The 24,760-nt window shown below is 66.7% G+C and carries 21 protein-coding genes; 3 read left to right on the forward strand and 18 right to left on the reverse strand.

The features are described 5' to 3' along the window. The first annotated feature begins 64 nt into the window (after window positions 1-64). Complete coding sequence (locus tag FW760_RS02920) at window positions 65-1,093, forward strand: hypothetical protein (protein WP_446443569.1); 1,029 nt, start codon at window positions 65-67, stop codon at window positions 1,091-1,093. A 6-nt stretch (window positions 1,094-1,099) separates the two neighbouring features. Here the strand turns inward: FW760_RS02920 and FW760_RS02925 are convergent, their stop codons facing one another. Together FW760_RS02925 and FW760_RS02930 are read right to left on the reverse strand one after the other, a co-directional pair. Then, window positions 1,100-1,528: a RidA family protein gene (locus FW760_RS02925; protein WP_100632723.1), complete on the reverse strand. Its 429-nt coding sequence runs from the start codon at window positions 1,526-1,528 to the stop codon at window positions 1,100-1,102. 88 nt (window positions 1,529-1,616) lie between these two features. After that, complete coding sequence (locus FW760_RS02930) at window positions 1,617-2,162, reverse strand: hypothetical protein (RefSeq protein ID WP_229590142.1); 546 nt, start codon at window positions 2,160-2,162, stop codon at window positions 1,617-1,619. 154 nt (window positions 2,163-2,316) lie between these two features. Here FW760_RS02930 and FW760_RS02935 point away from each other — a divergent pair, with 154 nt between their 5' ends. Together FW760_RS02935 and FW760_RS02940 are read left to right on the forward strand one after the other, a co-directional pair. Further along, on the forward strand, window positions 2,317-3,123 hold the full coding sequence (locus FW760_RS02935; RefSeq protein WP_229590141.1) for a hypothetical protein: 807 nt from the start codon (window positions 2,317-2,319) through the stop codon (window positions 3,121-3,123). A 133-nt stretch (window positions 3,124-3,256) separates the two neighbouring features. Then, window positions 3,257-4,102: a site-specific integrase gene (locus tag FW760_RS02940; RefSeq protein WP_229590266.1), complete on the forward strand. Its 846-nt coding sequence runs from the start codon at window positions 3,257-3,259 to the stop codon at window positions 4,100-4,102. On the opposite strand, the gene FW760_RS02945 is transcribed toward FW760_RS02940, so the two are convergent. From FW760_RS02945 to FW760_RS03020, 16 genes are all read right to left on the reverse strand, one after another. Continuing rightward, the gene (locus FW760_RS02945) at window positions 4,099-4,611 is read right to left on the reverse strand and encodes a FecR domain-containing protein (RefSeq protein ID WP_229590140.1); all 513 of its coding nucleotides are present in this window, start codon (window positions 4,609-4,611) and stop codon (window positions 4,099-4,101) included. The genes FW760_RS02940 and FW760_RS02945 overlap by 4 nt on opposite strands. A 144-nt stretch (window positions 4,612-4,755) precedes the next feature. Further along, window positions 4,756-5,103 (reverse strand): hypothetical protein, encoded by a 348-nt coding sequence (locus tag FW760_RS02950; protein ID WP_210015076.1) that lies wholly within the window; start codon window positions 5,101-5,103, stop codon window positions 4,756-4,758. A 79-nt stretch (window positions 5,104-5,182) separates the two neighbouring features. Further along, the gene (locus FW760_RS02955; RefSeq protein WP_100632725.1) at window positions 5,183-6,376 is read right to left on the reverse strand and encodes a hypothetical protein; all 1,194 of its coding nucleotides are present in this window, start codon (window positions 6,374-6,376) and stop codon (window positions 5,183-5,185) included. A gap of 81 nt (window positions 6,377-6,457) precedes the next feature. Next, a complete protein-coding gene (locus tag FW760_RS02960) occupies window positions 6,458-6,925 on the reverse strand; it encodes a VOC family protein (protein WP_058540228.1) in 468 nt (155 codons plus the stop codon). 164 nt (window positions 6,926-7,089) lie between these two features. Further along, window positions 7,090-8,706 carry an NADP-dependent glyceraldehyde-3-phosphate dehydrogenase gene (locus FW760_RS02965; protein ID WP_058540227.1) on the reverse strand — a complete coding sequence of 539 codons (1,617 nt, stop codon included), beginning with the start codon at window positions 8,704-8,706 and terminating at the stop codon, window positions 7,090-7,092. A gap of 110 nt (window positions 8,707-8,816) precedes the next feature. Further along, window positions 8,817-13,217 carry a dermonecrotic toxin domain-containing protein gene (locus tag FW760_RS02970; RefSeq protein WP_446443570.1) on the reverse strand — a complete coding sequence of 1,467 codons (4,401 nt, stop codon included), beginning with the start codon at window positions 13,215-13,217 and terminating at the stop codon, window positions 8,817-8,819. A 60-nt stretch (window positions 13,218-13,277) separates the two neighbouring features. Continuing rightward, complete coding sequence (locus FW760_RS02975) at window positions 13,278-14,078, reverse strand: carbohydrate deacetylase (protein WP_043860596.1); 801 nt, start codon at window positions 14,076-14,078, stop codon at window positions 13,278-13,280. After that, on the reverse strand, window positions 14,050-15,225 hold the full coding sequence (locus tag FW760_RS02980) for a GNAT family N-acetyltransferase (protein WP_446443571.1): 1,176 nt from the start codon (window positions 15,223-15,225) through the stop codon (window positions 14,050-14,052). The genes FW760_RS02975 and FW760_RS02980 overlap by 29 nt, the downstream gene beginning before the upstream one ends. A gap of 4 nt (window positions 15,226-15,229) precedes the next feature. After that, window positions 15,230-15,919: a GNAT family N-acetyltransferase gene (locus FW760_RS02985; protein WP_043860598.1), complete on the reverse strand. Its 690-nt coding sequence runs from the start codon at window positions 15,917-15,919 to the stop codon at window positions 15,230-15,232. 45 nt (window positions 15,920-15,964) lie between these two features. Further along, entirely contained in the window at window positions 15,965-17,893 is a 1,929-nt protein-coding gene (locus tag FW760_RS02990) for a hypothetical protein (protein WP_446443572.1), read from the reverse strand. After that, window positions 17,890-19,194, reverse strand: a complete 1,305-nt coding sequence (locus FW760_RS02995) for an oligosaccharide flippase family protein (RefSeq protein ID WP_043860600.1) — start codon at window positions 19,192-19,194, stop codon at window positions 17,890-17,892. Before FW760_RS02995 ends, FW760_RS02990 begins: the two co-directional genes overlap by 4 nt. Next, on the reverse strand, window positions 19,191-20,201 hold the full coding sequence (locus tag FW760_RS03000) for a polysaccharide deacetylase family protein (RefSeq protein WP_043860619.1): 1,011 nt from the start codon (window positions 20,199-20,201) through the stop codon (window positions 19,191-19,193). The genes FW760_RS02995 and FW760_RS03000 overlap by 4 nt, the downstream gene beginning before the upstream one ends. A gap of 8 nt (window positions 20,202-20,209) precedes the next feature. Further along, on the reverse strand, window positions 20,210-21,346 hold the full coding sequence (locus FW760_RS03005) for a glycosyltransferase (RefSeq protein WP_043860601.1): 1,137 nt from the start codon (window positions 21,344-21,346) through the stop codon (window positions 20,210-20,212). Beyond that, window positions 21,339-22,304, reverse strand: a complete 966-nt coding sequence (locus tag FW760_RS03010) for a glycosyltransferase (protein WP_078481199.1) — start codon at window positions 22,302-22,304, stop codon at window positions 21,339-21,341. Before FW760_RS03010 ends, FW760_RS03005 begins: the two co-directional genes overlap by 8 nt. After that, complete coding sequence (locus FW760_RS03015; RefSeq protein ID WP_054914458.1) at window positions 22,301-23,671, reverse strand: O-antigen ligase family protein; 1,371 nt, start codon at window positions 23,669-23,671, stop codon at window positions 22,301-22,303. The genes FW760_RS03010 and FW760_RS03015 overlap by 4 nt, the downstream gene beginning before the upstream one ends. Continuing rightward, window positions 23,668-24,753: a glycosyltransferase family 4 protein gene (locus FW760_RS03020; RefSeq protein ID WP_446443573.1), complete on the reverse strand. Its 1,086-nt coding sequence runs from the start codon at window positions 24,751-24,753 to the stop codon at window positions 23,668-23,670. Before FW760_RS03020 ends, FW760_RS03015 begins: the two co-directional genes overlap by 4 nt. Between the last annotated feature and the right edge of the window lie 7 nt (window positions 24,754-24,760).

Raw genomic sequence — 24,760 nt, forward strand, 5'->3', positions numbered from 1 at the left:
GCCGTGCCGATGCAGGTGTGGGCCACCGCGACCATTGCGGTGGCGTTGCCTTGTCAGGACGTCCATGAAGACCAGCCTTACCCTTGCCATCACCCTGCTGTACGCCTCGCTGGCGTGTGCCCAGGACATGAGCCAGCAGATTGCACAGCCGCTCAAGTACGCAAGCCTTGAAGAAATGAACCTTGGCGAGTTCGTGCCACAGAGCCGCTATGCGTCGACCTTGAGCGCGCTGCGCATGGACTCCGAAGCCGGTGATGCCAATGCCACGCTGGACCTGCTGGAGGCACTGACCGGCAACAAGGACCTCAAGCCCCAGGACCTCGACGCGGTCAAGCAACTGCTGGAAATCGCCGCCGTGCAGAAAGCCGACGGTGCCAGGTTGCAAGCAATGACGGCCCGCTACAGTGCACTCAAGACCCAGGGTGTGGCGGTGTCGACAACGCCTGCACGGCCAGCGCTGACCCTCGACTACAGCGGCGACTCGCTGGACGACATCTCTGGCGTGAAAGGCTGTGGCGATGCGCAGACGGCGCAGACCACGGCGTGCTTCGCGGCGTTCAACAAGGCGTTGAAGGCCGATTACACGGCGCTCAAGCAGTACAACCTGGCCCTGGGCTGGTCGGCGCAGCGGTTTCAGCCAGATGCCCTGCAAGCCAAGGCAAGCAAGGCCTGCGGGCGCTTCGACTACTGTCCGACCACCACCTTGTACGTGATGAACCAGACGTTGCTGCACGAAACCAACGAAGTCCGCTTCCCCAAGACCTACGAGCAGGCGGTGTATCAATTGCTCACTTTGCCGGTGGCCACTGTGCAGCGCACGCAAAAGGCCAACTATGAAAAGGCAGTGCAGGCCAACTTCGAGCAGGCCCGCCAGCAACGCTATGCCTACCGCGAACGCGCCGGTCAGTCGGCGGACGCCCTGGTCATCTACGCGTTGCGCATGGATGCGGTGATTCTCGAGCGGCCCAACTGCACCGCGTTTGCCAACCAGGCCTATGAAATGGCCTTCAACGTCCACAACAGGGTTGTTGCCGAGAGCGAACTGGACCGCATCAACCGCTCGATCGTGCAGACGCAGTGCACGCTGCTCTAGGGGCCATCAGCTCGTAGCGGGCAGGGCCGCCACGGCATCGACTTCGATCTGCATGCCGTCCAGTGCCAGGCGCGGCACGGGTATCAGGGTGCAGGTCGGTTTGCTGAGCTGGCCCCAGGCGGCGTTTGCAGCCGCCACCCATAGCGCCAGCCTGGCTTCGCTATGGTCCACGATCAGCAGGGTCAGCTTGAATACATCGGCCAGGCTCGCACCTCTGGATTCCAGCGCGGTGCGCAGGTTGAGCAGCGCCTGGCGCGCCTGTTCGGCAAAGTCGGGCGACAGCGTACCGGCAGGGTCTTCACCCCCCTGGCCGGCGATGTACAGCAGCTTGGCGGCGGTGCTGACCTCGGCCACGTGTGAATAGGCATTGGCGCTGGGGTCGTACAGGCCTTCGGGGTTGGACAACACAAATACGGCGGGTTGGCTGGTGCTCATGGGGCGACTCCACTCAAGGGAGGCGCAAGGGTAAAACCTCAAGTTAGGTTGAGGTCAAGCACCTGTTTTCAAGGGCGCCGCACGTTCTTCAGTAGTGTTTGAGAAATAGGCGCTGCGAAGGCACCGGCCCCTTGATCAGTCGGATCAGGTCGCTGGCCTGCAAGGTGAACGGCTTCGAATAGTAGTAGCCCACAAAGAAGCCGGACGCCTTCATGGTGCATGGCAGTACCGGCTTTCTTGCCAGCATGTCGAGGGCCGCTGCGTCGCCCAGGTCGCGGTACTGGTCTTTTTTCTGAAAGCTCAGTTTCGAGGTGAACAGGCCATCACGGGGCGGTCGGTCATCGCGTTCGATCTCACCGATCAGCGAATACGTCATGCGGTGGTCATAGGCGAGGTTCTCATCCTCGGTGATCGAGCATTCGATGCGCGTGCCCAACTGGCTGGTCTTGCCCCGGAAGGCGTCGAGCACATCCACATCTGCCGCGAAGGTCAGGGTGTACACACTGTGGTTGCTGTCGAGCTGCTTTTGCAGGGAAATCGGTTCGACCGTGGCCTTGGCGCGCGGGATGAACAGTGAACAGGCACTGAGCTGGGCAGCCAGCAGGCCAAGTACGATCAGTGTAAGCAGGCGCATGTGTCATCCATGGGGGCGGGAGGGCGCCTTGATACACCAGTTGGTCACGCTGCGCCAGCGGTTCACGAGGCATCGCACAAAGCGCCGTGACACTTGCCGCAGAGTGCCTGCTAGGGCATCCTGCGCGCCCGCCACACTCATGGAAGAAGGGCGCATGCCTGTGTTTCACCGCTTCGCCCTCGGCTTCACGCTGGCCGCCGGTGCACTGTTGAGCTGTGGCTGCGTCAAGGACCACGGCATCGACCCGTTGCCCCTGCGCTTTGTGTCGTTCAGCGACAACCCGTATCGCTACGACCTGCGTTTTCAGGCCGACGAAGACCTGCTCAGCCTGTTCGAACGCCACACCGGCAATGGCCAGATCAGCGAGCGGCTGGTGTGCGCGCTGGACGGCGACGAGAACTTCGACCTCGAGCACGTCATCACCTACAACCTGTCCGGCTCGCCCGAGTTCGAAAGCCGCGCGCCCGATGGCAGTTTCAACTACCTGGCGCAGATGAGCTTCGACAAGACCCTGCCGAGCCGCTCCAGCAGCACTGAACTGACCCGCGAAACCATCCAGCGCCTGCTCGAGAACAGAACCACAATCCCGTGCAAGCTGTACATCACCGCGTTCCCGTATCACGCGTACTTTTCACTGGTGATGCGCATCCCGGTTTCGGTGCTGCTGGCCGAAGTGAACAAGCACGACTACAGCCCGTACATACCACCCTTTGTGTGGGCCGCGCCGACGCTGGACGACGCCACGCCGCTGGCACCCTTCGCCAGGCAGGTCGAGGCGCCGCTCTACAGTGCACGTCTGCCCATCACCGACAGCGAAACCGGCAGGCCGCTGCCACGCGTGGCCTACGTGATCCAACGCAAGGACGGGTATCTGGAATACGGCACCAGCGATGCCGAGGGCTACACCCACGAGGTGATCTCGCTGACCCGGGAAACCATCAAGCTTTACCTGGTGGACTAGGGGTATCATCCCCGGCTGAATTTGCCCTACTGCGCTAGAGGAACCCCACGGTTTGCCTGATTCACTGCACGCATCGCTCCACAACCCCCTGCTGCAATACCTCGCCCGACTGGCCCCGTCGAGCCAGTTGACCATGAAGTACATCCTGCAGGACGCCGCCGACCGTCTGGACTTCGAGGACATCGACATCAAGGAGGTGCCCTGGCACTTGCTCGAACCGGGGCATGTCACTGCGCTGGTGGCGGCGTTGCGCGCCGACGGCTATGCGCCCAACACCACGTCGCTGTACGTCAACGCGATTCGCGGGGTGATGAACGAGGCCTGGCGCCTGGGCCTGATCAGCCAGGACCAGCTGCTGCGCATGCGCACGGTCAAGGCCGCCCAGGGCACGCGCCTGCCGGTGGGGCGCAACCTCAAGCGCACGCTGATCCGCGAACTGATGGAGGCCTGCGCTGCCGACCCCCGCCCGCAGGGGCTGCGCGACGCGGCGGTGATCGCCTTGCTGTACGGCACCGGCATGCGCAAGAGCGAGTCGGTCAACCTCGACCTCAAGCAGATCGACTTTGCCGAGCGCAGCCTGCAGGTGCTGGGCAAGGGCAACAAGCAGCTGATCAAGTACGCACCGGTGTGGGCCTTCGACAAGCTCAATGCCTGGCTGGAGTTTCGCCGCTCGCAGCTGCCCGAGGGCCAGGCCGACGATACCTTCCTGTTCAACCGCATCCGCCGCGGCAGCCATATCACCCGCGAGCGCATCACCAAGCACGCGATCTACTACATCGCCCGCCAACGCGGTACCCAGGTGGGCGTGAAGATCATGCCCCACGATTTTCGCCGTTCGTTCATCACCCGGGTGATCGAGGAGCACGACCTGTCGATAGCGCAGAAGCTGGCGCATCACAGCAACATCCAGACCACGGCCAACTACGACATGCGCGACGACAACGAGCGGCGCCGCGCGGTGGACCGCTTCGACTGCTAGCTGCCGGCGGGCCAGGCCCGGGTGTTGATTCGGCTGGGCCGGGCTGGCCATTGCCAGCTGCTGCCGGCACGGCGCAACCACAGCCCGCTGCCGCTGGGCAGCAGGCTGGGGGTGCCCAGCCGTGGCAGAACCTGTACGTCAGCCGCGTAGGCGTTGACCTGGGAGCCCCTGTGCAGATGATCGACACTGAACGTCCCGGACTGTGCGCGGACTTCACCGCTCGGGGTTTCGACGATCAGCGGGCGCGGGTCGCTGCTGGCCTGCACCAGCACTTCGCCGTCGTGCAGCACCAGGCGTCGTTGCTGCGCGGTGAAGCGGATGTCCACATGGGTGGCGTGGTTGAGCGCAAGCTGGCTGCCATCGCTCAATTGCAGCAGGCGTGTCTGGGTCGGCCCGGTGCGTTCATCGGCCATCAATTGGCGCCACGGCACGATGTTCTGCGCCAGGTAGGCGCTGCCAAGGATTGCCAGCAGGCAAGCGCCAAGGCGTTTCAGGCGAGGGTGAGACACGGGTAGCCCCAGGTGGAAGAGGCTGGGGATGATAGGGGCAGCAGGGGCGGCACTCAAGCGGTTGCAGTGCTTGGGCCTTCGCCGGCAAGGCCGGCTCCTACAGGGTGTGTATCGCCGGTAGGAGCCAGCTTGCGGGCGCAGCGGTCAGCTGCCAGCCGGGCCGCTGACACCGCCGCTGTTGTTGCTTTCGGAGCCTTCGTGGCCATTTCTCTCGGAACCGGTGCCCTCGGGCATCTGCCCACGGGTGTCATCGGTGTTCATGCCGCCCTGGCGGCCGTCGTCGTTGCCCTGGGTACGTGGGTCGGTGCCGCTGGGCATGGACGGCTCGTTGGGCGGCGCCGGCACATCCACCCCGGCCCCAGGAAGGGTGGAGTTGGGCACGCCGTTGCCGGGGGCGGGGTTGGTCGGGCCGGTACCTGCGGCCAGGGCCACGGTGGCCTGGGCGCCCAGCAGCGCGGCGAACAGCAGAGCGGTGATCGGGGTGCGGGTCATGGTCGAACTCCTTTCATGTGGGCTACCTGACATTGGTCCGTCGTCATGCGCCGAGGGTGCGGCGTGAGCGACGGACGGTCTAGTCGCGACCCCGCATGAAGAAGCCCGCCACGTACTTGCGGAAGGTGTCCAGGCCTTTGAAATCGGCAAAGCGCCTGAAGTTTTCCGTTTCGGGCTCCGGGCCCAGCGGCTGTTCGGTCAGCGACACGGACAGCACCCGGTCCTGGTCGGAGCTGAGCACCAGTTCGTCCATCACCCGACCGCCGATCACCGGCCGGCGCATCACCACCTTCACACCCTTGCCGGCCATCCAGTCGATCAGCGAGACGAGCATCTTCAGCGGTTCGCGCTCTTCGTCGCGGTACACCGGGAACAGGTGAGCGCGCGACAGCACCGGCACGCTGGCCACATGGATCAGCTCGTAGAAGTGGCTGCCGGCGGTGGCGGGGGAATAGATGGCCAGCGCCAGCAGCGGGCCGGGGGTGCGGCTACCGCCCCACAGCAGGTGGTGGCCCTGGAAGTCGAACCCGTCTTCGCTGCGTTCGGTGAGCACCTTGCGCGCCTTGATCTGGCTGACGCAGTCCAGCAGCAGGCCATGGCGCCGATGTGTGCCGAACACCGTGGCGTCGCGCAGACGTGCCTTGAGCATCATCATGTGCTTCATGTCCAGGCGGGTTTCCAGGTAGTTGCTGGCGGGCACGCGGTCGATCAGCGGGTAGCGGGTGGCGACGCTGCGCAGCTCGGCGAACTGGGCGGTCAGGTCCTTTTTGAGGTGGGTGGCATAGACGTTCAGGCCGCTGGCTTCGATCAGGGTCAGCAGCAGCGAGAGCAGGCGATGCTGTTCGCGCCTGTCGCCGCTGCCGTTGCCTTCGCCGCTGCCGGCAGCGGCACGCTGGAAATCACCGATCAGGCGCAACGGCGCGTCCGGTGCCAGCCAGGCCGCCGGCGGGGTGTCGGCCTCGTTATGGCTGGCGTCGGTGTCGCGTTCGTCCTTGGTGAAGGCACAGCCCGGCGCATGTTCGGCGGTGCCGGGGTTGTTCTTGAGAAACAGCGTGCCGGTGCTGCCGTTGAGGTTGACGTTGAGTACCGGCATGCTTTTGGGCTGGCATTCGCAGGCCAGCCACTGCCCGGCGGCGCGTACCTTCATCAGCAACTGGTTGGCCTGCAGCAGCCGTGGGCCCTCCAGGGCGCCCAGCACGAACCCGCGCAGCAGTTCCTCTTCGGCGGGGGTAAGGGTGCGCACCAGCGCGGCGTTTTTCTCGATGATTCGCATGGACGATCCTGGCCAGCCTTCCTGTGCCTGCCACCTTAATTCAAAGCCCTGCACGCGACCATCGCCGCGTGCAGGTGGCGTTCATTGCGGGCTGAACATTTTTGCCGCGCGGGCGCGGATTTCCTCGACCGACACGTCTTCGACGTGGGTGGCGACGAACCAGAGGTTGCCGAAAGGGTCCTTGAGGGTGCCGCTGCGGTCGCCGTAGAACTGGTTCTGCACGGCGTTGACCTGGGTGGCGCCGGCCTTCAGCGCCTGGGCGAAGGTAGCGTCGACATCTTTGACGTACAGGTGCAGGCCGATGGCGCTGCCCTGCAGGGATTGGCTGCTGGTGAGCCCGCCGGCCTGGTCGCAGGGGTCGGCCAGCATCAGCGAGGAATCGCCGATTTTCAGCTCGGCATGGCCGATACGGCCATCGGGGGCGTCGAGGCGGAACATTTCGGTGGCGCCAAAGGCGGCCTTGTAGAAGTCGATGGCCCTGGCAGCGTCCTTGATGCCCAGGTAGGGGGTGATGCTGTGCTGACCGTCGGGGATGGGTTGGGTGGCCATTTTTTCCTCCATTGGTACGCAAAAAGTGTGTTGCCTACACGGGCCCTATCGCGGGTCAAGCCCGCTCCCACGTGTTCATCACTGCCTTTGTGGGGGCGGGCTTGACCCGCGATAGGTGCGCCGCGATCCAAGCCTATGCTTGTACCGTTTTGCCCACCACGCAATCAGAAGATGTAGTCAGTCGTCAGGAAACTCGACTCGCGGTTGCGGATGATCTGGCTGATCAGCTGTTTGTTGGCCTCCTGGAACTTGGTGGCCACCAGGGTGCGGATCGAGAACACGCGCAGTGCGTCATGCACCGACAGGGTGCCTTCGGCCGAGTTCTTGCGCCCGTTGAAGGGGTAGGTGTCCGGCCCGCGCTGGCACTGGGCGTTGAGGTTGATGCGCCCGACCTGGTTGGCGAAGGTGTCGACCAGCCGGCCCACGGTGGCCGAATCGGTGCCGAAAATGCTCAACTGCTGACCGAAATCCGAATCCAGCACGTAGTCGATCACTGTCTGCAGGTCGCGGTAGGGCACCACCGGGATCACCGGCCCGAACTGCTCTTCGTGGTACACGCGCATCTGCGGGTTCACCGGGTACAGCAGCGCCGGGTAGAAGAACGACCCGCGGCTCTGGCCGCCGCCCTGGTTGATCACCCTGGCACCGTGGGCTACTGCATCGGTTACCAGGCCGCCCAGGTAGTCGACCTTGCCTGCTTCGGGCAACGGGGTGAGGCTGACGCCCGGGTCCCATGGCATGCCGGGCTTGAGGTCGGCCAGCTTGCGCTGGAACTTGTCGAGAAAGGCGTCCACCACCTGCTCGTGCACGAACAGGATCTTCAGCGCCGTGCAGCGCTGGCCGTTGAACGAGAGGGCGCCGGTGACCGCCTCGTTGACCGCGTTGTCCAGGTCGACCTCGGGCAGCACGATGCCCGGGTTCTTGGCGTCCAGCCCCAGCGCGGCGCGCAGGCGGTGCGGGCGCGGGTGAAGCTTCTTCAGGTCGCTGGCGGCCTTGTTGGTGCCGATGAAGGCGAACACGTCGACCTTGCCGCTGGCCATCAGCGCGCTGACGGTCTCGCGGCCACGCCCGTAGATGACATTGATCACGCCGGCCGGGAAGCTGTCGCGAAACGCCTCCAGCAACGGGCGAATCAGCAGCACGCCGAACTTGGCCGGCTTGAACACCACGGTGTTGCCCATGATCAGCGCCGGGATCAAGGTGGTGAAGGTCTCGTTGAGCGGGTAGTTGTAGGGGCCCATGCACAGCGCCACGCCCAGGGGCGCGCGACGGATCTGGCCGAGGGTGTCCTGCTCCAGTTCGAAGCGACTGGAGCGCCGGTCGAGTTCCTTGAGGGCGCCGATGGTCTCGACGATGTAGTCGCAGGTGCGGTCGAACTCCTTCTCGGAGTCCTTGAGGTTCTTGCCGATTTCCCACATCAGCCACTTGACCACCACCGCGCGCTGCTCGCGCATGCGGGCCAGGAACGCCTCGACATGCTGGATGCGCTCGGCCACGCGCATGTTCGGCCACACGCCGCGGCCCTTGTCGTAGGCACGCACGGCGGCGTCCAGGGCGGTGAGGGCGGTATCGGCGTCCAGCAGCGGGGCGCTGCCGAGTATCACCTGCTGCTCACCGTCGTCGGTCTTGAGCCACACCGGGCTGCGCACCGTGGCCAGCGGGCCTTCCCAGCGGTGCAACTGCCCATCCACCAGGTAGTCGCGCTGCTCGAGCGGGTCGCCCAGGCGATAGGCCTCGGGGATATCCGTGGCAGCGGGAAACAGCGAGTCCAGACGATCCATGACGCAATACCTCTTTTCCATGGTGAATGAAACGGTTCAGCCGAGCATAACGCCGGCCCCGGCACAAAAGCCAGCCTGGCCCGGGTGCGCTCCGGGCCGGCGCCCGCCTGTCAGTCGATGGTGCCTCGCGCCACTCCCTCGGTCAGGGTTCTGCGCAGGTCGACGAGGCGTTGTTCGTACACCTGCCGCAAGCGCTGCGCCTCCACCAGCAGTTCACCTTCGCTCAGCGTTTCGGCTGCCTGCTCCAGGCTGTCGTCCAGCGCTGCCCGCGAGGCGGCGAACTGTGCGGCGAAGCGTTCGCGCAAGTGGTGCTCCCATGCAGGGTAGACCGGTTCCTCTTCATGGTTCATGGCCAGTACTTCGTCCAGGCCGTGGGAGGTGGTCGGGTCGACCGCCAGCAGCAGGTTGCGCTGCTGTTCTATCCAGGCTTCGCCCGGCAGCGGCATCACATCGACCAGTGCGTCGATGATCACCGGCTCGTCGGCACGCGCCGCCTGGGCCAGGTCCAGGCCCGGCAGGCGGGTGATACGTTTGAGCGCCCACTGGTAGAGCGTCGCGTAGCTGTCTTCGGACATGTTGAAAGAAAGGCTCAGCACGCCGAAGCCGAGCTTTCTGAGACGCACGTGGTTGACGATGGTCGCCAGCAAGGTGCGCGAGCGGGTTGCCAGGTCCGGGATGGCCAGGGCCTGTGACACCTCGCCCAACTGTTCGAGGTCGAGCAGGGTGCCGCCTGTGCGGGCGAGAATCTGCTCACGCAGGGGCGCATTGGCGTCCATCCAGGTCAGCAGGCGCCACAGGCGGCGCCGGTAGGTCAGTGGGGCGACGATGTAGGGCGGGCTGTCGAACATGGCACGCAGGTCCCGGAAGAACCCCGACGGCAGGCTCTGCTGCAGTCGTTGCCAGCTGGCCCGCTGTTGTGGCGTGGCGTCGTCGAGCAGTTCGTTGTAATCGATCTCGGCCACCAGCAGGTCGATACGGTGGGTGGTGTAGTAGGCATCGGCCGCCTGCAGGGCAGCATCGCTCAGCGGATTGTGTTCCAGGCGCAGCGCCCGGGCCAGCGGAGGTGAGAGGATGGCGGTCGGTGGCAGCTCCTGCAGCTGGTTGCCGGACAGGTCCACCAGGTTCGGCGCGTCCAGCTGATCGAGCCCTGCCGGATAGGTCGCCAGGCTGCAGTTGTACAGGTCCACGCCCTGCAGCCGGTTCAGGCGGGCGAAGTCGGGCGGGGTTGCCAGCGGGTTGTTCGACAGGCTCAGGTCGCGCAACTGCGGGTAACCTTCGAGGGCGTGCTGCAGGTGCTCGTCCCAGACCAGGCGGTTGTTGGCCAGGTCCAGCACGCTGAGCCGATCACCCAGCCCGGTGGGCAGGCTGGTGAGTTCGCAGCCGTTCAGGCTGACGCGCTGCAGCTGGGTGAAGTGGCGCAGGAAGGCGTCAGGCAGCCGGGTCAGGGAGTTCTGCTCCAGCGACAGCTCATTCACGTGATCGAAGTTGGCCTCCAGCACAGGGAAGCTTTCCAGGTCACCGTCGGTCAGGTCCAGGTAGTCCAGGTTCAGTTGAACGATGGCTTCGCCGTCGGCGACCTCGCGCACCGACAGGCGCTGCCAGGCGGCGATGATTTCCTCCCGCGCCGATTGCCGGGCTGTACTGGGCAGGGCCCACAGGGTCAACGCGCTTTTCAGGCGTTGCAGGGTTTGTTCGAGCGTGCGCAGCCGCGCCTGTGCCGGAATCTCGCTGGCCTCCCAGGCCGCCAGTGTGGTACGCGCCTCTTCGCCGCTGGCATGCGGATAGAGCGTGCGGTAGCGGGCCTCCTGTGAAGAGCTGGCAGCCGACACCGGCGGGTAGCCGGGGCGATCACTGCCCCCCAGCAGGCGTGCTTCGCTGGCCCAGCCGCGGACCTCGCCGGACCACAGCCAGGTGGCAAGTTCGCCGCGGGGGCGTTCGAGCATCGACAGCACGCGTTGCTGCAGCGCCGCCCTGGTGTCCAGGCCCAGCACCTGGCGATAGCGGGGAGCGATGCTGTCATGCAGGGCCGCGAACAGGTCGTCGCCGGGCGCGTGCAGCGGGAGGTCGTCCTTGAAGGTCTGGTAGCCTTCTGCACCGTGCACCAGAACCCTGCGCTGCGCCTGGGTGGCACGACCCACGCGCTGCAGCAGAGGGCCGCGCGGGCCACCACTGCGTGCTTCCAGCACGACCGAGGCGTCCCAGCCAGGGGCGTGCTCCAGGCACAACAGCGCCAGGCGCGTGCTTTGCGGCGTCGCCAGGGCTGGCCAATACAGGCCTTCGGTCGCGCGTACCAGGGGAACACGGGCGGCCAGCGTGGCGGCCTCTTCCAGCAATTTGGTGGGGATGGCTGCCGGTGGCACCCAGCGTGCCAGCCGGGCCGGGCCGACAGTGTCCAGCAGGCTGCGGGCCAGCACCGGGCTCAACCCGGGCAAGCGTGCGCACAGGGCCGTGATGTGCGGCTGCGGGGGCACCAGGGCCAGGTAACGCTGCTCGAACAGGGCCTTGCCGACGTTGCCCGTGACGTTTTCGGCGCGCAGTTGCCGGGCGATCCTGAGCCGTTGCAGCGTATCGGCCAGCAAGGGTGGCACGCCCAGATTGGCGGCGTGCAACCGACGCAGCGCGTCTTCGCGGGTGCCGCTGACCTGGCAGGCCTGTTCGAGTTCTGCATCGCTCAGGCCTTGCGCAAGCGGGCCCAGACGGCGCAGCAGGGTGGCCCGCGACCAGCTCAGCGGCTGTTCATGCACGCTGCGCCAGGCACCCTGGCCGTTGTGCTCCAGCGCGGGGCGATAGGCGTCTTCACGCTCGGGGTGGCGCAGTTGCCATTGCTGCTGGTGCGCATCGAACTGCTGCTCGTACAGGTCGGCGCCGAGCCTGATGTAGTGCCGGTCCGCGTGCCGGTACTGGCCCTGGTCGTTGGCTGTCACCTCGGCGGGCAGCGGCGTGTCCAACCGGTAGGGTGCCAGGTCGGGCAGGTACAGGCGCGTACTGCCATCGGGCAGTGGCACTTCGATCAACGCATCGACCAGCGCTGGCGCTGCCTTGATCGCCAGCACCGAACCGGCCAGCATGCCGGCAGTGATCGCCACCGACTGCAGGTGCGCCATGGCGCCCTCGACGTCGCCGTCCTGCCAGTCCTCCACGCCTTCATACACCTCCTTGATCAGCAGTACCGCAGTGACCGCCAGCATGACCGGGCCCAACGCGGGAACGAACATCGCCGCGGCATTGAGCACGTTCAGCGCGCGTGTCTCCCATTGTTCCAGGCGGGCCTTGCGCGCTTTCTCGTCGGCTTCAGCGGTGGGCACCATGAGTACCCGTGCTTCATCCTTCAGGCGTTGCAGGTGGCGGTCCTGCAGCACGCCGAACAGCTCGCCGGCAACCGGGGCAAGGCTCAGGTACAGGCTGTCCTGCTCCTGCGAGTGCCACGGTCCGTCCTTGTCGACCACCTGCCGGGCCAGGTTGTGTCCGAGCACATCGAACAGGTGTTGCTGCTGTTGCAGCGGTACGTAGCGCTTAAACAGCCTGCGAAACCCGGGGTGGTTGAGGCGCCCTTTGAGGTAGCGCTCCAGCGCCGGCATCGACGCATGCTCGGTGAGGGCATCGTCCGGGTCGCCGGGCAGGTACAGCAGCAGGCTGTCTGCCTGCTGCTCAGATGCCAGGGCAAACAGCAGGATGTCGTGCAACGGTACGCCGCTCATGCTCAGCAGGCTGGCCTGCACTGGCGGGGCCTCGGCGCCTGCTGCGGCGGGCGCGTCCAGCAGCGCCAGCAACCGGCGGCTGGCGGTTGGCCCGATGCGCTGGCGCGCTTTCGCCACGGTGACCTCCAGGCGCAGCAACTGGCGATTGGCATCGATCGAGTCGCGACGCACCCTGTCTTGCGTGGCAGGTGTTTCGAACACTGCCTGCAGGTGCTGCTGGTAGCGGGCGCCCAGGTCCAGTTCGCGGCACAGGCGGGCGAACACGGCCGGTGACAGGCGATGGCGGGTATAGCGGTAGGCAAGGCCGGCGTCGGTCAGGTCGAGGTGGAAATGGCCTTGCAGGGTGATCGCACTCTTGCCGAGGAAGGTCACGTCGTCACCGAAGTTCTGCAGCGCTGCCTGCAGCAGGCTCTGCTTCTGGTAGGTGGTACGTGTGGCGAGCTGCCAGAGGTCGGCTTCTTCGTGAAACTGCACCAGGTCGGTGGTGTGCAGGTTCAGGGTTTCGCCAAGTTCGGTGTCAAGGCGCGCCTGCAGCAGCGGCTCGGCAAATGCCAGCAACCCCTGGAAGGCCTTGAGGGTGCCTGCCAGTGTCTGGCTGGCCCGCCGATAGCGACGCCTGGCTGCACGCACGGCGTCACGCTGATCGGGCAGGCCGTTGGCCAGCCAGTCCGGTTCGGCATCGGGGATGACATGGGTCAGGGCCAGATGGCGCCGAAGGTCTTCGGCGTCCTGGGCGCTGGTGTGTTTCAGCCAGGTGGGCAGGCGCTGGACGATGAACGTTGAGTGGGGAATGCGTGAAGGGGAGGTAGGCATGGTCGTGCTCCGGTCCGTGGACCGACAGCACAACCGATCAGCCGGGCGAAGCGGTGGTAGTTATCTGTTGGAGGCAGTGTCCAGGGTGCTCTGGCGCGCCTCGCGCAGCGACGCGTAGCCGACCCTGGGCACGCCCGCCAGGCGCTGGTCGAGCAAGGCCTGCAAGGACTCGCCACTGCCCAGGTAGGCATCGCCGAAGTCGTGGCTGCCCAGGGCACTGGGGTGCGCCACCACTTCGAGCACGCCATGGCGTGGGGCCAGGCCGTCACGCAGGTCGACCGGGGTACACACATGGTCGGCGGTCAGCCTGGCCAACTGGCGCAGGCGCTGGTTGAGCAACGTCTTGAACAGGCGTTTTGCCGGGCCGATGTTGTGCCCCACATTGCGGGCCAGGCGTATCGGCACCCCTTCGCGGGCGGCGAAGCGGGCGACGATTTCGCCGATGGGCCACAGGTTGTGCACGTGCTGGTGGGAGTCCAGGTGGCTGGGGGTCAGCCCATGGTCCAGGCAGCGCTGCCATTGCGCGGCCAGTTCCTCGTGCACCGCCTGGCGGGCCGCGCGCCCCAGCCACAGGCGCTTGCGCGACAGGCCCAGGTCGAACTCGCCCTCGGCATTGCAGAACTGCGCCAGCGCGCGGATCGGCTCGCTCAGCGGGCGCCCGTAGGTCAGGTTGAAATGCAGGCCCACGCGCCCGCGCAGGGCCGGTTGCTGGGCCAGCGCGCAGGCGGCCTTGAATGCCGGCATGCTGGCCATGGCGGTGGCAGAGCTGATCAGGCCGCACTGGAACGCGCGCAGGATCACCGCGTTGGTGTGTTCGTTGAGGCCAAAATCGTCAGCGTTGACTATGACTTGGGACGGCATCCGGGCGCTCCTGTGCTGTCGGTGTGGCAGTGGGGGAAGTGGCAGGTGCCGGCACGGGCTGTTGTTGGCGGCGTTTGATCCAGGGCTTGATGCGTTGCCACAGGCGCAGCGCCATGCCCAGGCACAGGCCCGACGGGCGCCAGCTGTAGAAACTGTGGCGCAGGTGCTCGACCTGGCCGGTCATGCGCTCATGCAGCTGGTGGCTGGAGTTCTCCAGGCTCACCCTTGAAGCGTCGATCCACGTCCAGCCTTCGTCCAGCCCCCAGTCGATCCATTCCTGCAGCAGCACCCGGCCGCTGCCAAGGTCGGCATACTGCGGCACGAAGGCGAGGTTGTAGTCGTACAGGCGGCCCCGTTCGAGCAGGCCCAGGCGGTAGCTGATGCAGCGCCCGTCCAGTTCCAGCACCACCAGGCGCAGACGGCCATCGGCCGCCAGCGCGGTGAAGGCCTGGAACATCCACTGGCGCTGGGCGGGCACCGAGAAGATGCCGACCCCGTCGTCGCCTTTCCAGCTCACGGCCTCGACCGCGCTGACGGCTTCCAGCCAGGCCGCTGCGTTGGCGGCATCGGGGGTTACTCGGCGCACCTGTGCACCGCAGGCGGCGATGCGCTTGCGCGCGCGGCGCAACTTGTAGCGTGGGTCGCCACTGACTTCCTGGCGGTCGGCCTCGCTTATCTGGTGCACCGGCGCACGGCAGGCGGTGCGCTGTTCGTGGGTGGAACTGCGGCGTGCCCACTGCTGCAGCCAGGGCGAATCGCCCGTTACCTCGTTGAGTTGCAGCAGGGCATGGGGCAGGCGCGTGCGAATGGCTGCCAGTACCTGGCCGGCGGCACTGGTCGGCAGGTCGATGAGCAGGCCGATGCGGTCGCTCATGGGGTAGCCCAGGTGGTGCAGCACGGCAAAGTCCAGCGGCCCGTGGCGCTCAAGGGTGCGGATCAACGGAAGGCACAGCACCAGGCGTCCTTGTGCGTGCCCCAGCAGTACCTGCAGGTGCTGGCTGGCCGGCAAGGCAGCCTCGGCGGCGCGCAGCCAGGCCAGGCTGTTGAAGGGGGTGGCATCGGGCAGCCGCTCGCGCAACTGCTCGTAGGCGTCGGCGGGGAAGTCGTCGGCACGCAACGAGGCGTGCCAGGTAAAGGTCAGGGTCATCGGTTCAGGACACCGTGGCAGTAGTGCTGCGCGGCGCCGGTTTGCGCAAGGCATCCAGGCGCGAGCCGCTGTAGCGCGTTTCGCGGAAGAATTTCCAGCGACCGAACAGGCAGTACACGTGCATCACACGGCCCTGCTCGACGTAGCCCATGCGCAGGTGCAGCTTGAGCGCCGGAATGTTGTGGGTCTCGCACACGTCGACCACCTTGTCGCAGCCCTGTTCGGCCATGGCGCGCCACAGGGCCAGTTGCAGGTCGACCGACAGCGACGTACCCCAGTACTGGCGCGCCAGTTCACCGCCGAACTCGAAGAACTCGCCCGGCTCGACCGGGAACCAGCAGCCATAGTAATGACGGTCGTGGTAGTGACGCGGGCTGCCCCAGATGAACGCCACCACGTGGCTGTCTTCGTCCAGGAACATCAGCCCGGTATGCCCTTCGGCGGCCAGTTCACGCATGGTTTCGACACGGTCGCCGAAGTGCTTGGCAAAGCCTTGCACGTTGTGCACCGTGATGCGCTCCACGCGTAGCGGCGCATAGGGCTTGAGGGTATGCGGCGGCACCGGGCTGACCAGGTCGCGCTCCATCCACAGCAGCTCCCAGTGAAAGAACACGTAGCGCTTGTACGCGCTGCGAAGGGTGGCGCGCAGGCCTTTCTGGTGTACGCGCTGGCTGAACTTGCTGACGATATTCATGGTGGCTCCCGTATCCGGCAGGGGAAGAGATCTTCGGCACTGTGTTCATGAGGCGCTCCATCGCAGGGCAAACAGGGTCTGCCCGGGCAGTTCGAAACGTACCTGGCCGTGCTGGCAATCCAGTGCCGCGGCGCGCGGCTGGTTGTCCGGCCCGAACAGGGTGAGCGTGGCAGCGGTCTGCGGGCATCGGCTGGCCGGGGTGGCGAAGCTGACGTGTTGCAGGCGTTCGCCCTTGTTGACGCCCAGCAGGCTGCGCTGTGCGCCGCGTGCCATGGCCAGTGCATCGACCTCGAAGGCGTCGTTGTCCAGGTGCAGCACCTGGTCGAGCCAGTGCTGGGCGATGAACTGCTGGGCCAGGCCCACCGGCTTGAGCTCGAAGCGGTTGTTGCCCAGCACCTTGACCATGCCTTTGGGCCACTCGGGCTCGTCGGCGATGTGGAACCAGTTGAGCATGTCCAGCAGGCCGTCCTGGGAGGCATTGATGACCACCGAGGCCCACCATACGCCGGCATAGTGGGTGTTCTGCTCGTACAGGCTCAGGGTCGAGCCACTGGACAGGTTGGTCTGGTCGAGCAGCAACGCCTTGCGCGGGCGACCGTTGGCGTCCAGCCCCACCAGTTCGGCGGCGCGGCGTACCGAGTCGCGGTAGGTGCGGGTGGCGAGCAGGTCGCGGACCATCCACTCGTGCCAGGCCATGGCGTCGATCTGCGGTTCGAATTCCTTGAGCAGGCGCCGTGCCCAGTCCAGGCCGACGCGCTGCGCCGCATCGCCGCGCAACGGGCCGTTGACCAGCCGCGAGCTGGCCGGCATGGCGATGCGCACGCCGGCTTCATGGGCGCCGGGGTAGGCGCGCACACGCTGGGCCATGGCCGCGAAGAAGGTGCGGTAGGTGGCGTAGTCGGCGTAGTTGAGGTTGGGTTCGTCGGCAAAGGCGATGTAATGCAGGCCCTTGCCGCCCAGGGCGACGCTGGTGGCCAGCCAGTCGTCCAGCGCGCCATCGTTGGCGCGGCTGCGCATCAGGTCGGACTTGCGCCCGGTGGCGGCCATCAGGGTGATGTCGTGGTGAATGCCGAAGCGCTCCTGGTACAGCTGGCGAAACGGCAGTTCGTAGCGCGGCTTGCGTGCCAGCACGTCGGCAAAGGTGTAGTAGCCGGCGGCCTGCAGTTGCAGCGCATCGATCACCGCATGGCTGGACGGTGGCGGCATCACGTAGGGCAGGTTGTTGCCTAGCCTGGGCGTGGGGCCCAGTACCTTGGCACTGCTGCGCAGGCTTACCTGGCCGTCGCGGTGCACCAGTGGGGCGAGGTCCTGGGGGCGCAGGGCGAACAGGTTGGCGCTGCCGTCCAGCCAGAAGGCAACCTTGCCGGTGCCTTCGAAGTTCAGGCGCCATGTCTGGTCCTGGGCGCTGGCGGGCAGATTCACCTGATCGAACTGCCAATAGGCCCGGTGTTCGAGCAGCGCCAGCCTGAGGCGCTTGCCATCGTCCACGCGCTCCAGGGTCAGGTTGCGCACGCCGTCGTGATACTTGCCGGCAAGCACTGCCGTTTCACCGGCTTTCACGCGAAAGTACAGGGTGGTGGCGCGGTCTAGTTCGAGGCTGAAGTGCACCTTGGCGGGGGCGAACTGGGCGCCGGTGGTATCGTCGTATTCGAGGCGGTAGCGCCTGAAACTGTAGCCGGGGATGGCCACCTGGTAGGTGCCGGTGCCGGCGGTAAGTGGCCAGCTCAGCTGGCCGCGGCCTTCATGGGGGGCAATGATGCGTTGCGCATCGAGTTTGCCGGTGGCGTCGAGCAGGTACACCTGTTCCTGGTTGGCATCGGCCTGCCAGGCCGGCACCCAGCTCAGTTGCAGCGGGGCGCTTCGCTGCGGCGCCAGGTACAGGCTGCCGTCGCGAATGTCCGGCCAGCGCAGGGTGGCGGCGTGGGCAGTGGCGGCCAGCAGCAGGCCGGGTAACAACATCCATGTACGTTTCATACCGTTCTCCGTTGCAGCATCTGGCGCAAAGGCAACAGATCGCCAGGCAACACAAACAAGGTCCGCAGCAACGGTACGCCGCTCAGCCTGCAGTACAGCACGAGCATGGCCACCGTCACCCCAAGGTAGGCGATGGAGGAGGCCAGGGCTGCACCCGCGATGCCAAAACGGGGAATCAGGACCACGTTGAGAATCAGGTTTGCCGCCGCGCCCACCCCCATCATCAGCGAGACCGCGCCGGGGCGATTCTTGCCCAGCAGGTCCAGGCGCAGGATGCTTGCGTAGCACAGGCCGAACAAGCCGGGAAGCAGTGCCAGCAGGGCCGGGTAGGCCGGCTGGTAGGCCGCGCCGAACAGGGTGACGATCAGCCATTCGCCCACCAGGGCCATGCTCAGGCAGGCCCCCAGCATCACGGTGGCAGTCAGGCGCAGGGCCAGCGGGGTGAGCTTGTCCATGCCGGCATCCTGCTGCAGCAGGCGCTTCATCAGCGGGGTGGTAACGGCCTCGGGGATGATCAGCAGCAGTTCGGCGGCGGCGCTGGCCATGGCGTAGTGCCCCAGGGCGGCGCTGCCCAGGAAGGCACTGATGAACAGGTAGTCCGAGCGCAGGATGACCTGCTGGAACAGCACGTCCGGGTGGCTGCGCGCACTGTAGGCCAGCAGCTCGCGCTGCCCGCCGCGGTTCCAGCACAGCGTGATGTCGTGCTGGCGGCCCAGCCACACCAGGCCCAGCAGCGCGACCAGCCCCAGGCCCAGCAGCCAGCTGATCAGCGCGGCCTCCAGCGCGGCGTGCTGCCACATCCAGAACATGCCCACGAACAGCAGCAGCGGCACCAGCGATTCGGTCAGGCGCAGTGCGTTGAATGCGCCCACCCCGCCGGTGGCGTTGTGCAGGGTGAGCAGGCCGCTCTTGAGCACCGTCAGCGGCACCGCCAGCAGCAACAGCCAGGCCAGCAGGCCCAGTTGCAGGGTCACTTCCAGCTCAGTGCCGAATTCGCGCATCAGCGCCACGCAGATCAGGGTCAGCACCCCGGCCAGCAGGCACCCGTAGATCAGCACCTGGCTCAGCAGCAGGCCCATCGAGCGTTGCTGCGCCGCCTGATAGCCCACCGCGGTGTTCAGCCCGCCGCTGGTGGCGGCACTGATCAGGTCGGGCAGGGTGCTGAGCAGGGCGAACAGGCCGCGCTCGCTGGGCCCCAGGATGCGCGCCAGCAGCACGTTGCGCGCCAGGCGCAGGGCGATCATCGCCAGGCGTGTGCCCATGCTCAGCAGCAGGTGGCGCAGGTAGTTGCCTCGACTCATGAGCGGCCTCCGCGGCTGATGCGCCAGGCCAGCAGCGAGGGGCGGCTGGCGTTGCGCTGGCTCACGCCGATGCGCGGCAACGCCAGTGGGTCGTCATGACCCTGGCAGATCCCGGCGCGGGTGCTCAGGGCGAAGGGGTAGCGATGGGCGGCCAGGCGCGCGCGTACCCGGGCGTCATGGTCGCCGTTGGGGTAGCAGTACACCGGCAGCGGCTGCTGGCAGCCTTGCTGCAAGGCGTGGTGGCTGCGGCTGAGTTCTTCATCCAGGCGCTGGTTGTCCAGCCCCGGCAGCAGCGCGTGACTGGCCCCGTGCGGGCCGAAGCTGATCAGCCCGGAGCCTTCCAGTTCGCGTACCTGCTGCCAGTCCAGGGCCTGGGGCAGGGATTCGGCCGGGCAGGCGTCTGTCAGTTGATGCAGGGCGGCCGGGCTCAGGGTCTTGAGGCTTTGCAGGTAGCCGGCCAGCGCCTGGCTGCGGGCGTTGGGCCGCTGGTTCATGAAGTAGGCAGCCGGCAGCGGCCGGCCGATCTTGCGCAACGCCTCGATCAGGGTGTGGCGCGGGCCTTCGCCATGGCTGCCCCACAGGGTTTCGCCCAGGCTTTCCCACCAGAAGCGCTGGCGACTGCCGATGTAGTCGGTGGACAGGAAGATGCTGGCCGGTACCTGGTACTGCTGCAGCAACGGGAACGCATTGAGCGCGTTGTCGCGCCAGCCGTCGTCGAAGGTCAGGGCAACCTTGGGGCGGCTGTCGCCCCTGGGCTGCTGATGGTCCTTGAGCAGGTCCATCAGGTGTACGCAATCGAAGTGCTGGCGCAGCCAGCGCAGCAGGCGCTCGAAGGCCTGCGGGCCCACGCACAGTTCGTTGCGATGGGGCAGGGCCGCGCTGGCGTCGTCGGCCAGCACCCGGTGCAGCATCAGGATGACCCCGGCGCCGCGCAGCTGGCTGCGGCCCTTCGGGGAGTGCAGGTACAACCAACCGCTGGCGCGCTTGAGACTGGTCTTGATCGGCATGAAGGCACTCATCGGGTCTGGTCGGGGTTCCATTGGTTGTAGCTGTGCCCGCGCAGGAACTGCCACAGGCCTACGCTCATGCCGGCCAGGGTCACCAGCACGAAGGCGGCCAGGCGAAACGGCTTGGGCAGGCGGTGGCCCTTGTCCAGCAGGCCGACCACGGCGATGGCATAACCCAGCAGCTGGGCGGCCAGGGTCAGGCGATAGAAACCGTGGCCGTCGAGCAGCCACAGGTTGGCCAGCAGCAGGGGCACCAGCAGCACGGGGGCCAGGCGGCGTACCAGCTTGTGGCTGATCAGGGCGATGGCGTAGAGCCCGTGGCGCAGCGGGTTGAGCAGTTCGCGCCGGGCCGCCAGGCTGATCAGCCCGCCGACGGTGACGCGCTGGCGGCGGCTGAACTGGCGCTCGGCCTCGTCCACGCCGTAGTCCAGCACCCTGGCCTGGTCGACGTAGACCACGCGCTTGTGTGCCACCGGGGCGCAGGTATTGATGAAGAAGTCGTCGTTGACCCGGTCCGGGATCGGCTGGTACAGCTCGCGGCGCAGGGCCTGCAGCGCACCGTCGGCCGACACCGTGCAGCCGGTGCGGCTTTCTACCCGGCGCAGCCAGGCTTCGTAGTGGCGGTACAGGCTCTCGCCCAGGCTCAAGCCCTTGCCCGCCACCGGGATGGTCATGTTGCCCACGGTGCCGCCCACCTCGGGGTCGGCGAAGGGCGCGAGCAGTGCGGCGAAGGTGCCCTCCACCCAGTGCACGTCGGCATCGGTGAACACCAGAATGTCGCCGCTGCAGTGCTCGACGGCGGCATTGAGCACGCGGTTCTTGCCCATCCGTGGCAGGTCCAGCACCAGGATGCGCGGATCGTCGAAGGTGCGCGCCAGGGCCACGGTCTGGTCACTGGAGCCGTCGCTGGCCACCACGATCTGCAGGCTGGCGAGCGGGCAGTCCTGCTCCAGCAGGTTGCGCAGCTTGTTTTCGATGTTGCGCGCCTCGTTGTGCGCCGCAACCACCACGCTGACCCGTTGCGGCGGCAGCGGCGGCGGGGTGTGCCGCGGGAACAGCGGCCCCACCAGCGTGAGCAGCAGCGGGTAGCCCAGCCAGGCATAGAAAGGCAACAGCAGGCAAAGCCAGAAAATGAACTCAGCCACGTGCGGGCCTCCTTGCGTTCCAGTTGAACAGGCTGAGCACGAAGGCCGCTCCAGCCAGGTGCAGGCGAACCCAGTGCAGGCCCCACAGTTGCAGGGTGAACACCGGGTCGCGGTGTTTGAGACTCTGGCGCAGGCTCAGCGCCAGCGCCGGCAGGCTGGTGAAGAACAGCAGCAGCATTGCCAGATGCGGAAAGCCGTCGAGCAGCGCGGACAATGCCAGCGCATCGAGCACCCAGGCCCCGAGGGACAGCAACGGGAAGCGCAGCAGGCGCAGGCTCGCGCCATTGCTGCGCAGCAGTTGCAGGTTGCTGCCCTGGCGCCACAGCTCCTTGCCCAGCCATTCGCTCCAGCTGCCCTCGTAGCCCCAGTGCAGCACCACCGGTGCGCGCAGGGCCAGCAGGCGGGCACCGGCCTGGGCCAGGCGCCAGGTGAAGTCCTTGTCTTCGCCGGTGCGCAGGGTTTCGTTGAAACCGCCCACCCGGTCGAACCAGTCGCGGCGCATCAGCAGGTTGGGGGTGGGCAGCCATTGCATGCTGTGCAGCGCCGGCCGGCCGGCGCGCAGTGTGCGTCGCTGCCAGGCGCGGGCGAACCAGGGCGCCTGGCGCGGGGTGTCGCAGTCCAGCGCGAATACATCGCCACGGCCCTGGGCGTGCAGGTCCAGCAGCAGGCTCAGCCACTGCTCCGGCACCTCGATGTCGGCATCCAGAAACGCCACCCATTCCCCGGAGCTGGCCTGCACGCCCCGGTTGCGCAAGGCGCCGATGGTCAGCCCCGGCAGGTCGAGCACCTTGGCGCTGAGGTTACGGGCAATCTGCGGGCCATCGTCGCTGGAGCCGTTGTCCACCACGATCAGCTCGCAGTCCAGGCCGGCAAGGTCGGCGGCCCGACGCGCCGAGTGGAGGGTGCGGGCAATATGGCGTGCCTCGTTGAACATCGGCATCACGATACTGATCTTCATCCGGCCACCTGCACGGGGCGCGCCTGTTCGGCCTTGAGGCGCAGCACGCTGGAAAGCGCCAGCAGAATCCACAGGTACTTGTGGTTCGGCGCACTGAGGAACATCAGGAACAGGCCGATGGCAAGCATGCTGGTGGACAGGTGCGTGAGCATGTCGGCCTGCCCCTGGTCACCCTTTTGCAGCCACAGGCGCCGTGCATGCCAGAGGTTGTACAGGGCCAGCATGACCATGCCGACGAATGCCAGGCCCGCCGGTACGCCGACTTCGCTGAAGATTTCCAGGTAGGTGTTGTGGGCACGGCGGTACAGGTCGCCGACCTTGCGGTTGGCCGAGAACGCCTTGGCGTAGCCGGTGGTGGCGTATTCCAGCGGGAAGGTGCCGGGGCCGGTGCCCAGCAGCGGGTGTTCGCGGATCATCTTGCTGCCCACCACGATGTAGGACGAACGCCGGCCCAGGGAGTCGTCCTTGTAGGCATTGACCCCGGACTTGAGCAAGGCCAGCGACTGGATACGCTCGATGTAGCTGGCCGGCATCACCGCGACCGCCACAGGCAGCACGATGGCCAGGCCGAGCATGGCGAAGCCCAGGTGGCGCGGGCGCAGGTGCGTGAGTTTTTCGCGGTAGTGCACCAGGCCGATCACCAGGCTGATGGCCAGCACCACCAGCCCGGAACGTGAGTTGGTCTTGGTCATGCCGGCCAGCAACAGCACCACGCAGGCCAGCCAGAACAGCCGCTGCAGGCGGTTGGGGCTGCTGAACACCAGCCACAGGGCCATGGGCACCGCGATGGCGATGAGCATGGCGAACACGTTGGGGTCTTCGAGCAGGCCCGAGGCGCGGCCTTCGTCCTGGTACTTGGCCGAGAACATCGCCATGGCACAGGTGACGCCCACGCTCAGGGTCACCAGGCGGTACATCATCGGCAAGTTGAGTTCGCGCCCGATCAGCAGGGTGAGCACGAACAGCACCAGGCCCACCGCCAGTTCGCGAAAGTGCCCCATGGACATCTCGCTGCTTTCACTGGCCAGAAAGCTCAGCAGGTACAGCGCCATAAAGGCCAGCAGCAGGCGCCACATGGAGCTGCGCAGGCGTTCGCCCGGCAGTTGCCCAACGGCCAGTTGCAGCAGCAGCACCATGGCCAGCGCGGCGCCGATGAATTTCGAGGCGGTCAGCTCGCTGTCCTTGAACAGGCCCTCCAGCGGCACCAGGGTGATGATGGCCAGCAGGCCCCACGCCGGGCGGCGGTACAGCACCAGCACGCCGGCCAGGCCGATCACCGCGCCGGGGGCCAGGAACGGGTAGGGGCTGGCCAGCAGTACCACGCTGACGATCGCCAGCAGGCCGATCAGGGACAGGGGAATGATCATGCGCAGGTCTCCTTGGCCGCACCTGCCGTGCCGCGATAGACCTGGGCCCAGCGTTGCGCCAGCGTCGGCAGGTGATAACGTTCACGTTGGGTGCGTCGTGCCTGGGCGATCAGCTCGCCGGCCTGGGCCGGGTCGAGCATCAGCGCTTCGAGCTGGGCGGCCAGTTCGTCCACCGCCAGGGGCGGTGCCAGCAGCCCGCTGCGCCCGTGCTCGATCACGTCGGGGATGCCGCCGACACCAAAGGCCACCACCGGCACGCCATCCTGCATGGCTTCAAGCAGGATCATCGGGGTGCCTTCGGTGCGCGAGCTGATCACCAGCGCATCCAGGCGCGCCATCCATTGGCGCATGTCTTCCTGAAAGCCTGGCAGGCGGATGCGCTCGTGCAGCCCGGCGGCATCGACGCGGGCCTGCAGGGCTTCGCGTTCCGGGCCGTCGCCGAGCATCACCGCGTCCAGATGCGGGTGGCGCTGGCACAGCGGGATCAGCGTATCGAGGAACAGGTCAGGGCCCTTTTCGCTGCTCAGGCGCCCCACGTAGCCGGCCAGCCAGCGTTCGTGGCCGTGGGCATGGGCGGGCAGGGCGCCAGCATCCGGCAGGCCGTTGGGGATGACATCGAGCTTGCGCTGCGCCACGCCGGCACGCAGGTGGATCCGGCGGATGCTCTCGGCCACGCACACCACCTTGCCGATGGTGGCGGTGCGGCACAGTTGCAGGCTCAGCCAGGTGTACAGCCGCTGCTTGCGGCTGCTGGGGGTGAAGCCGTGCTGGGTGGCGACCATCGGCAGGCGCCACAGGGTGGCGCCCACCCAGCCGAACAGCAGGCCCTTGAAGTTGTGGCTGTTGACCAGCGGCTGCTGGCTGCGGTACTGGTCCAGCGCCCGCAGCACCTCGCCCAGCCCGTTGCAGGTGCGACAGTCCACGCCGGCGGCGGCAAAGCGCGCCACCAGCGTCTGCGGCGCGCCCAGAAACAGCACCACGTGCTGTCCCGGGGTGGCCTGGCAGTGGTCCAGCAACATCCGTTCGGCGCCATAGAAGCCGCCACTGCCCAGCAGGTGGATGATCGGCCGCTGCGGGCTCATGGCTGCG

The organism is Pseudomonas sp. 1176_21, assembly GCF_052850635.1.

Bases quoted from the DNA above. Each gene is read 5' to 3' on its own strand.
- FW760_RS03015 (WP_054914458.1), bottom strand. From the start codon at position 23,671: ATGATCATTCCCCTGTCCCTGATCGGCCTGCTGGCGATCGTCAGCGTG.
- FW760_RS02990 (WP_446443572.1), bottom strand. From the start codon at position 17,893: ATGAAACGTACATGGATGTTGTTACCCGGCCTGCTGCTGGCCGCCACT.
- FW760_RS02975 (WP_043860596.1), bottom strand. From the start codon at position 14,078: ATGCCGTCCCAAGTCATAGTCAACGCTGACGATTTTGGCCTCAACGAA.
- FW760_RS03000 (WP_043860619.1), bottom strand. From the start codon at position 20,201: ATGCCGATCAAGACCAGTCTCAAGCGCGCCAGCGGTTGGTTGTACCTG.
- FW760_RS02965 (WP_058540227.1), bottom strand. From the start codon at position 8,706: ATGGATCGTCTGGACTCGCTGTTTCCCGCTGCCACGGATATCCCCGAG.
- FW760_RS02950 (WP_210015076.1), bottom strand. From the start codon at position 5,103: ATGACCCGCACCCCGATCACCGCTCTGCTGTTCGCCGCGCTGCTGGGC.
- FW760_RS02970 (WP_446443570.1), bottom strand. From the start codon at position 13,217: ATGCCTACCTCCCCTTCACGCATTCCCCACTCAACGTTCATCGTCCAG.
- FW760_RS02985 (WP_043860598.1), bottom strand. From the start codon at position 15,919: ATGAATATCGTCAGCAAGTTCAGCCAGCGCGTACACCAGAAAGGCCTG.
- FW760_RS02935 (WP_229590141.1), top strand. From the start codon at position 2,317: ATGCCTGTGTTTCACCGCTTCGCCCTCGGCTTCACGCTGGCCGCCGGT.
- FW760_RS02955 (WP_100632725.1), bottom strand. From the start codon at position 6,376: ATGCGAATCATCGAGAAAAACGCCGCGCTGGTGCGCACCCTTACCCCC.
- FW760_RS02920 (WP_446443569.1), top strand. From the start codon at position 65: ATGAAGACCAGCCTTACCCTTGCCATCACCCTGCTGTACGCCTCGCTG.
- FW760_RS02940 (WP_229590266.1), top strand. From the start codon at position 3,257: ATGAAGTACATCCTGCAGGACGCCGCCGACCGTCTGGACTTCGAGGAC.
- FW760_RS02930 (WP_229590142.1), bottom strand. From the start codon at position 2,162: ATGCGCCTGCTTACACTGATCGTACTTGGCCTGCTGGCTGCCCAGCTC.
- FW760_RS02980 (WP_446443571.1), bottom strand. From the start codon at position 15,225: ATGACCCTGACCTTTACCTGGCACGCCTCGTTGCGTGCCGACGACTTC.
- FW760_RS02960 (WP_058540228.1), bottom strand. From the start codon at position 6,925: ATGGCCACCCAACCCATCCCCGACGGTCAGCACAGCATCACCCCCTAC.
- FW760_RS02925 (WP_100632723.1), bottom strand. From the start codon at position 1,528: ATGAGCACCAGCCAACCCGCCGTATTTGTGTTGTCCAACCCCGAAGGC.
- FW760_RS02995 (WP_043860600.1), bottom strand. From the start codon at position 19,194: ATGAGTCGAGGCAACTACCTGCGCCACCTGCTGCTGAGCATGGGCACA.
- FW760_RS03010 (WP_078481199.1), bottom strand. From the start codon at position 22,304: ATGAAGATCAGTATCGTGATGCCGATGTTCAACGAGGCACGCCATATT.
- FW760_RS03020 (WP_446443573.1), bottom strand. From the start codon at position 24,753: ATGAGCCCGCAGCGGCCGATCATCCACCTGCTGGGCAGTGGCGGCTTC.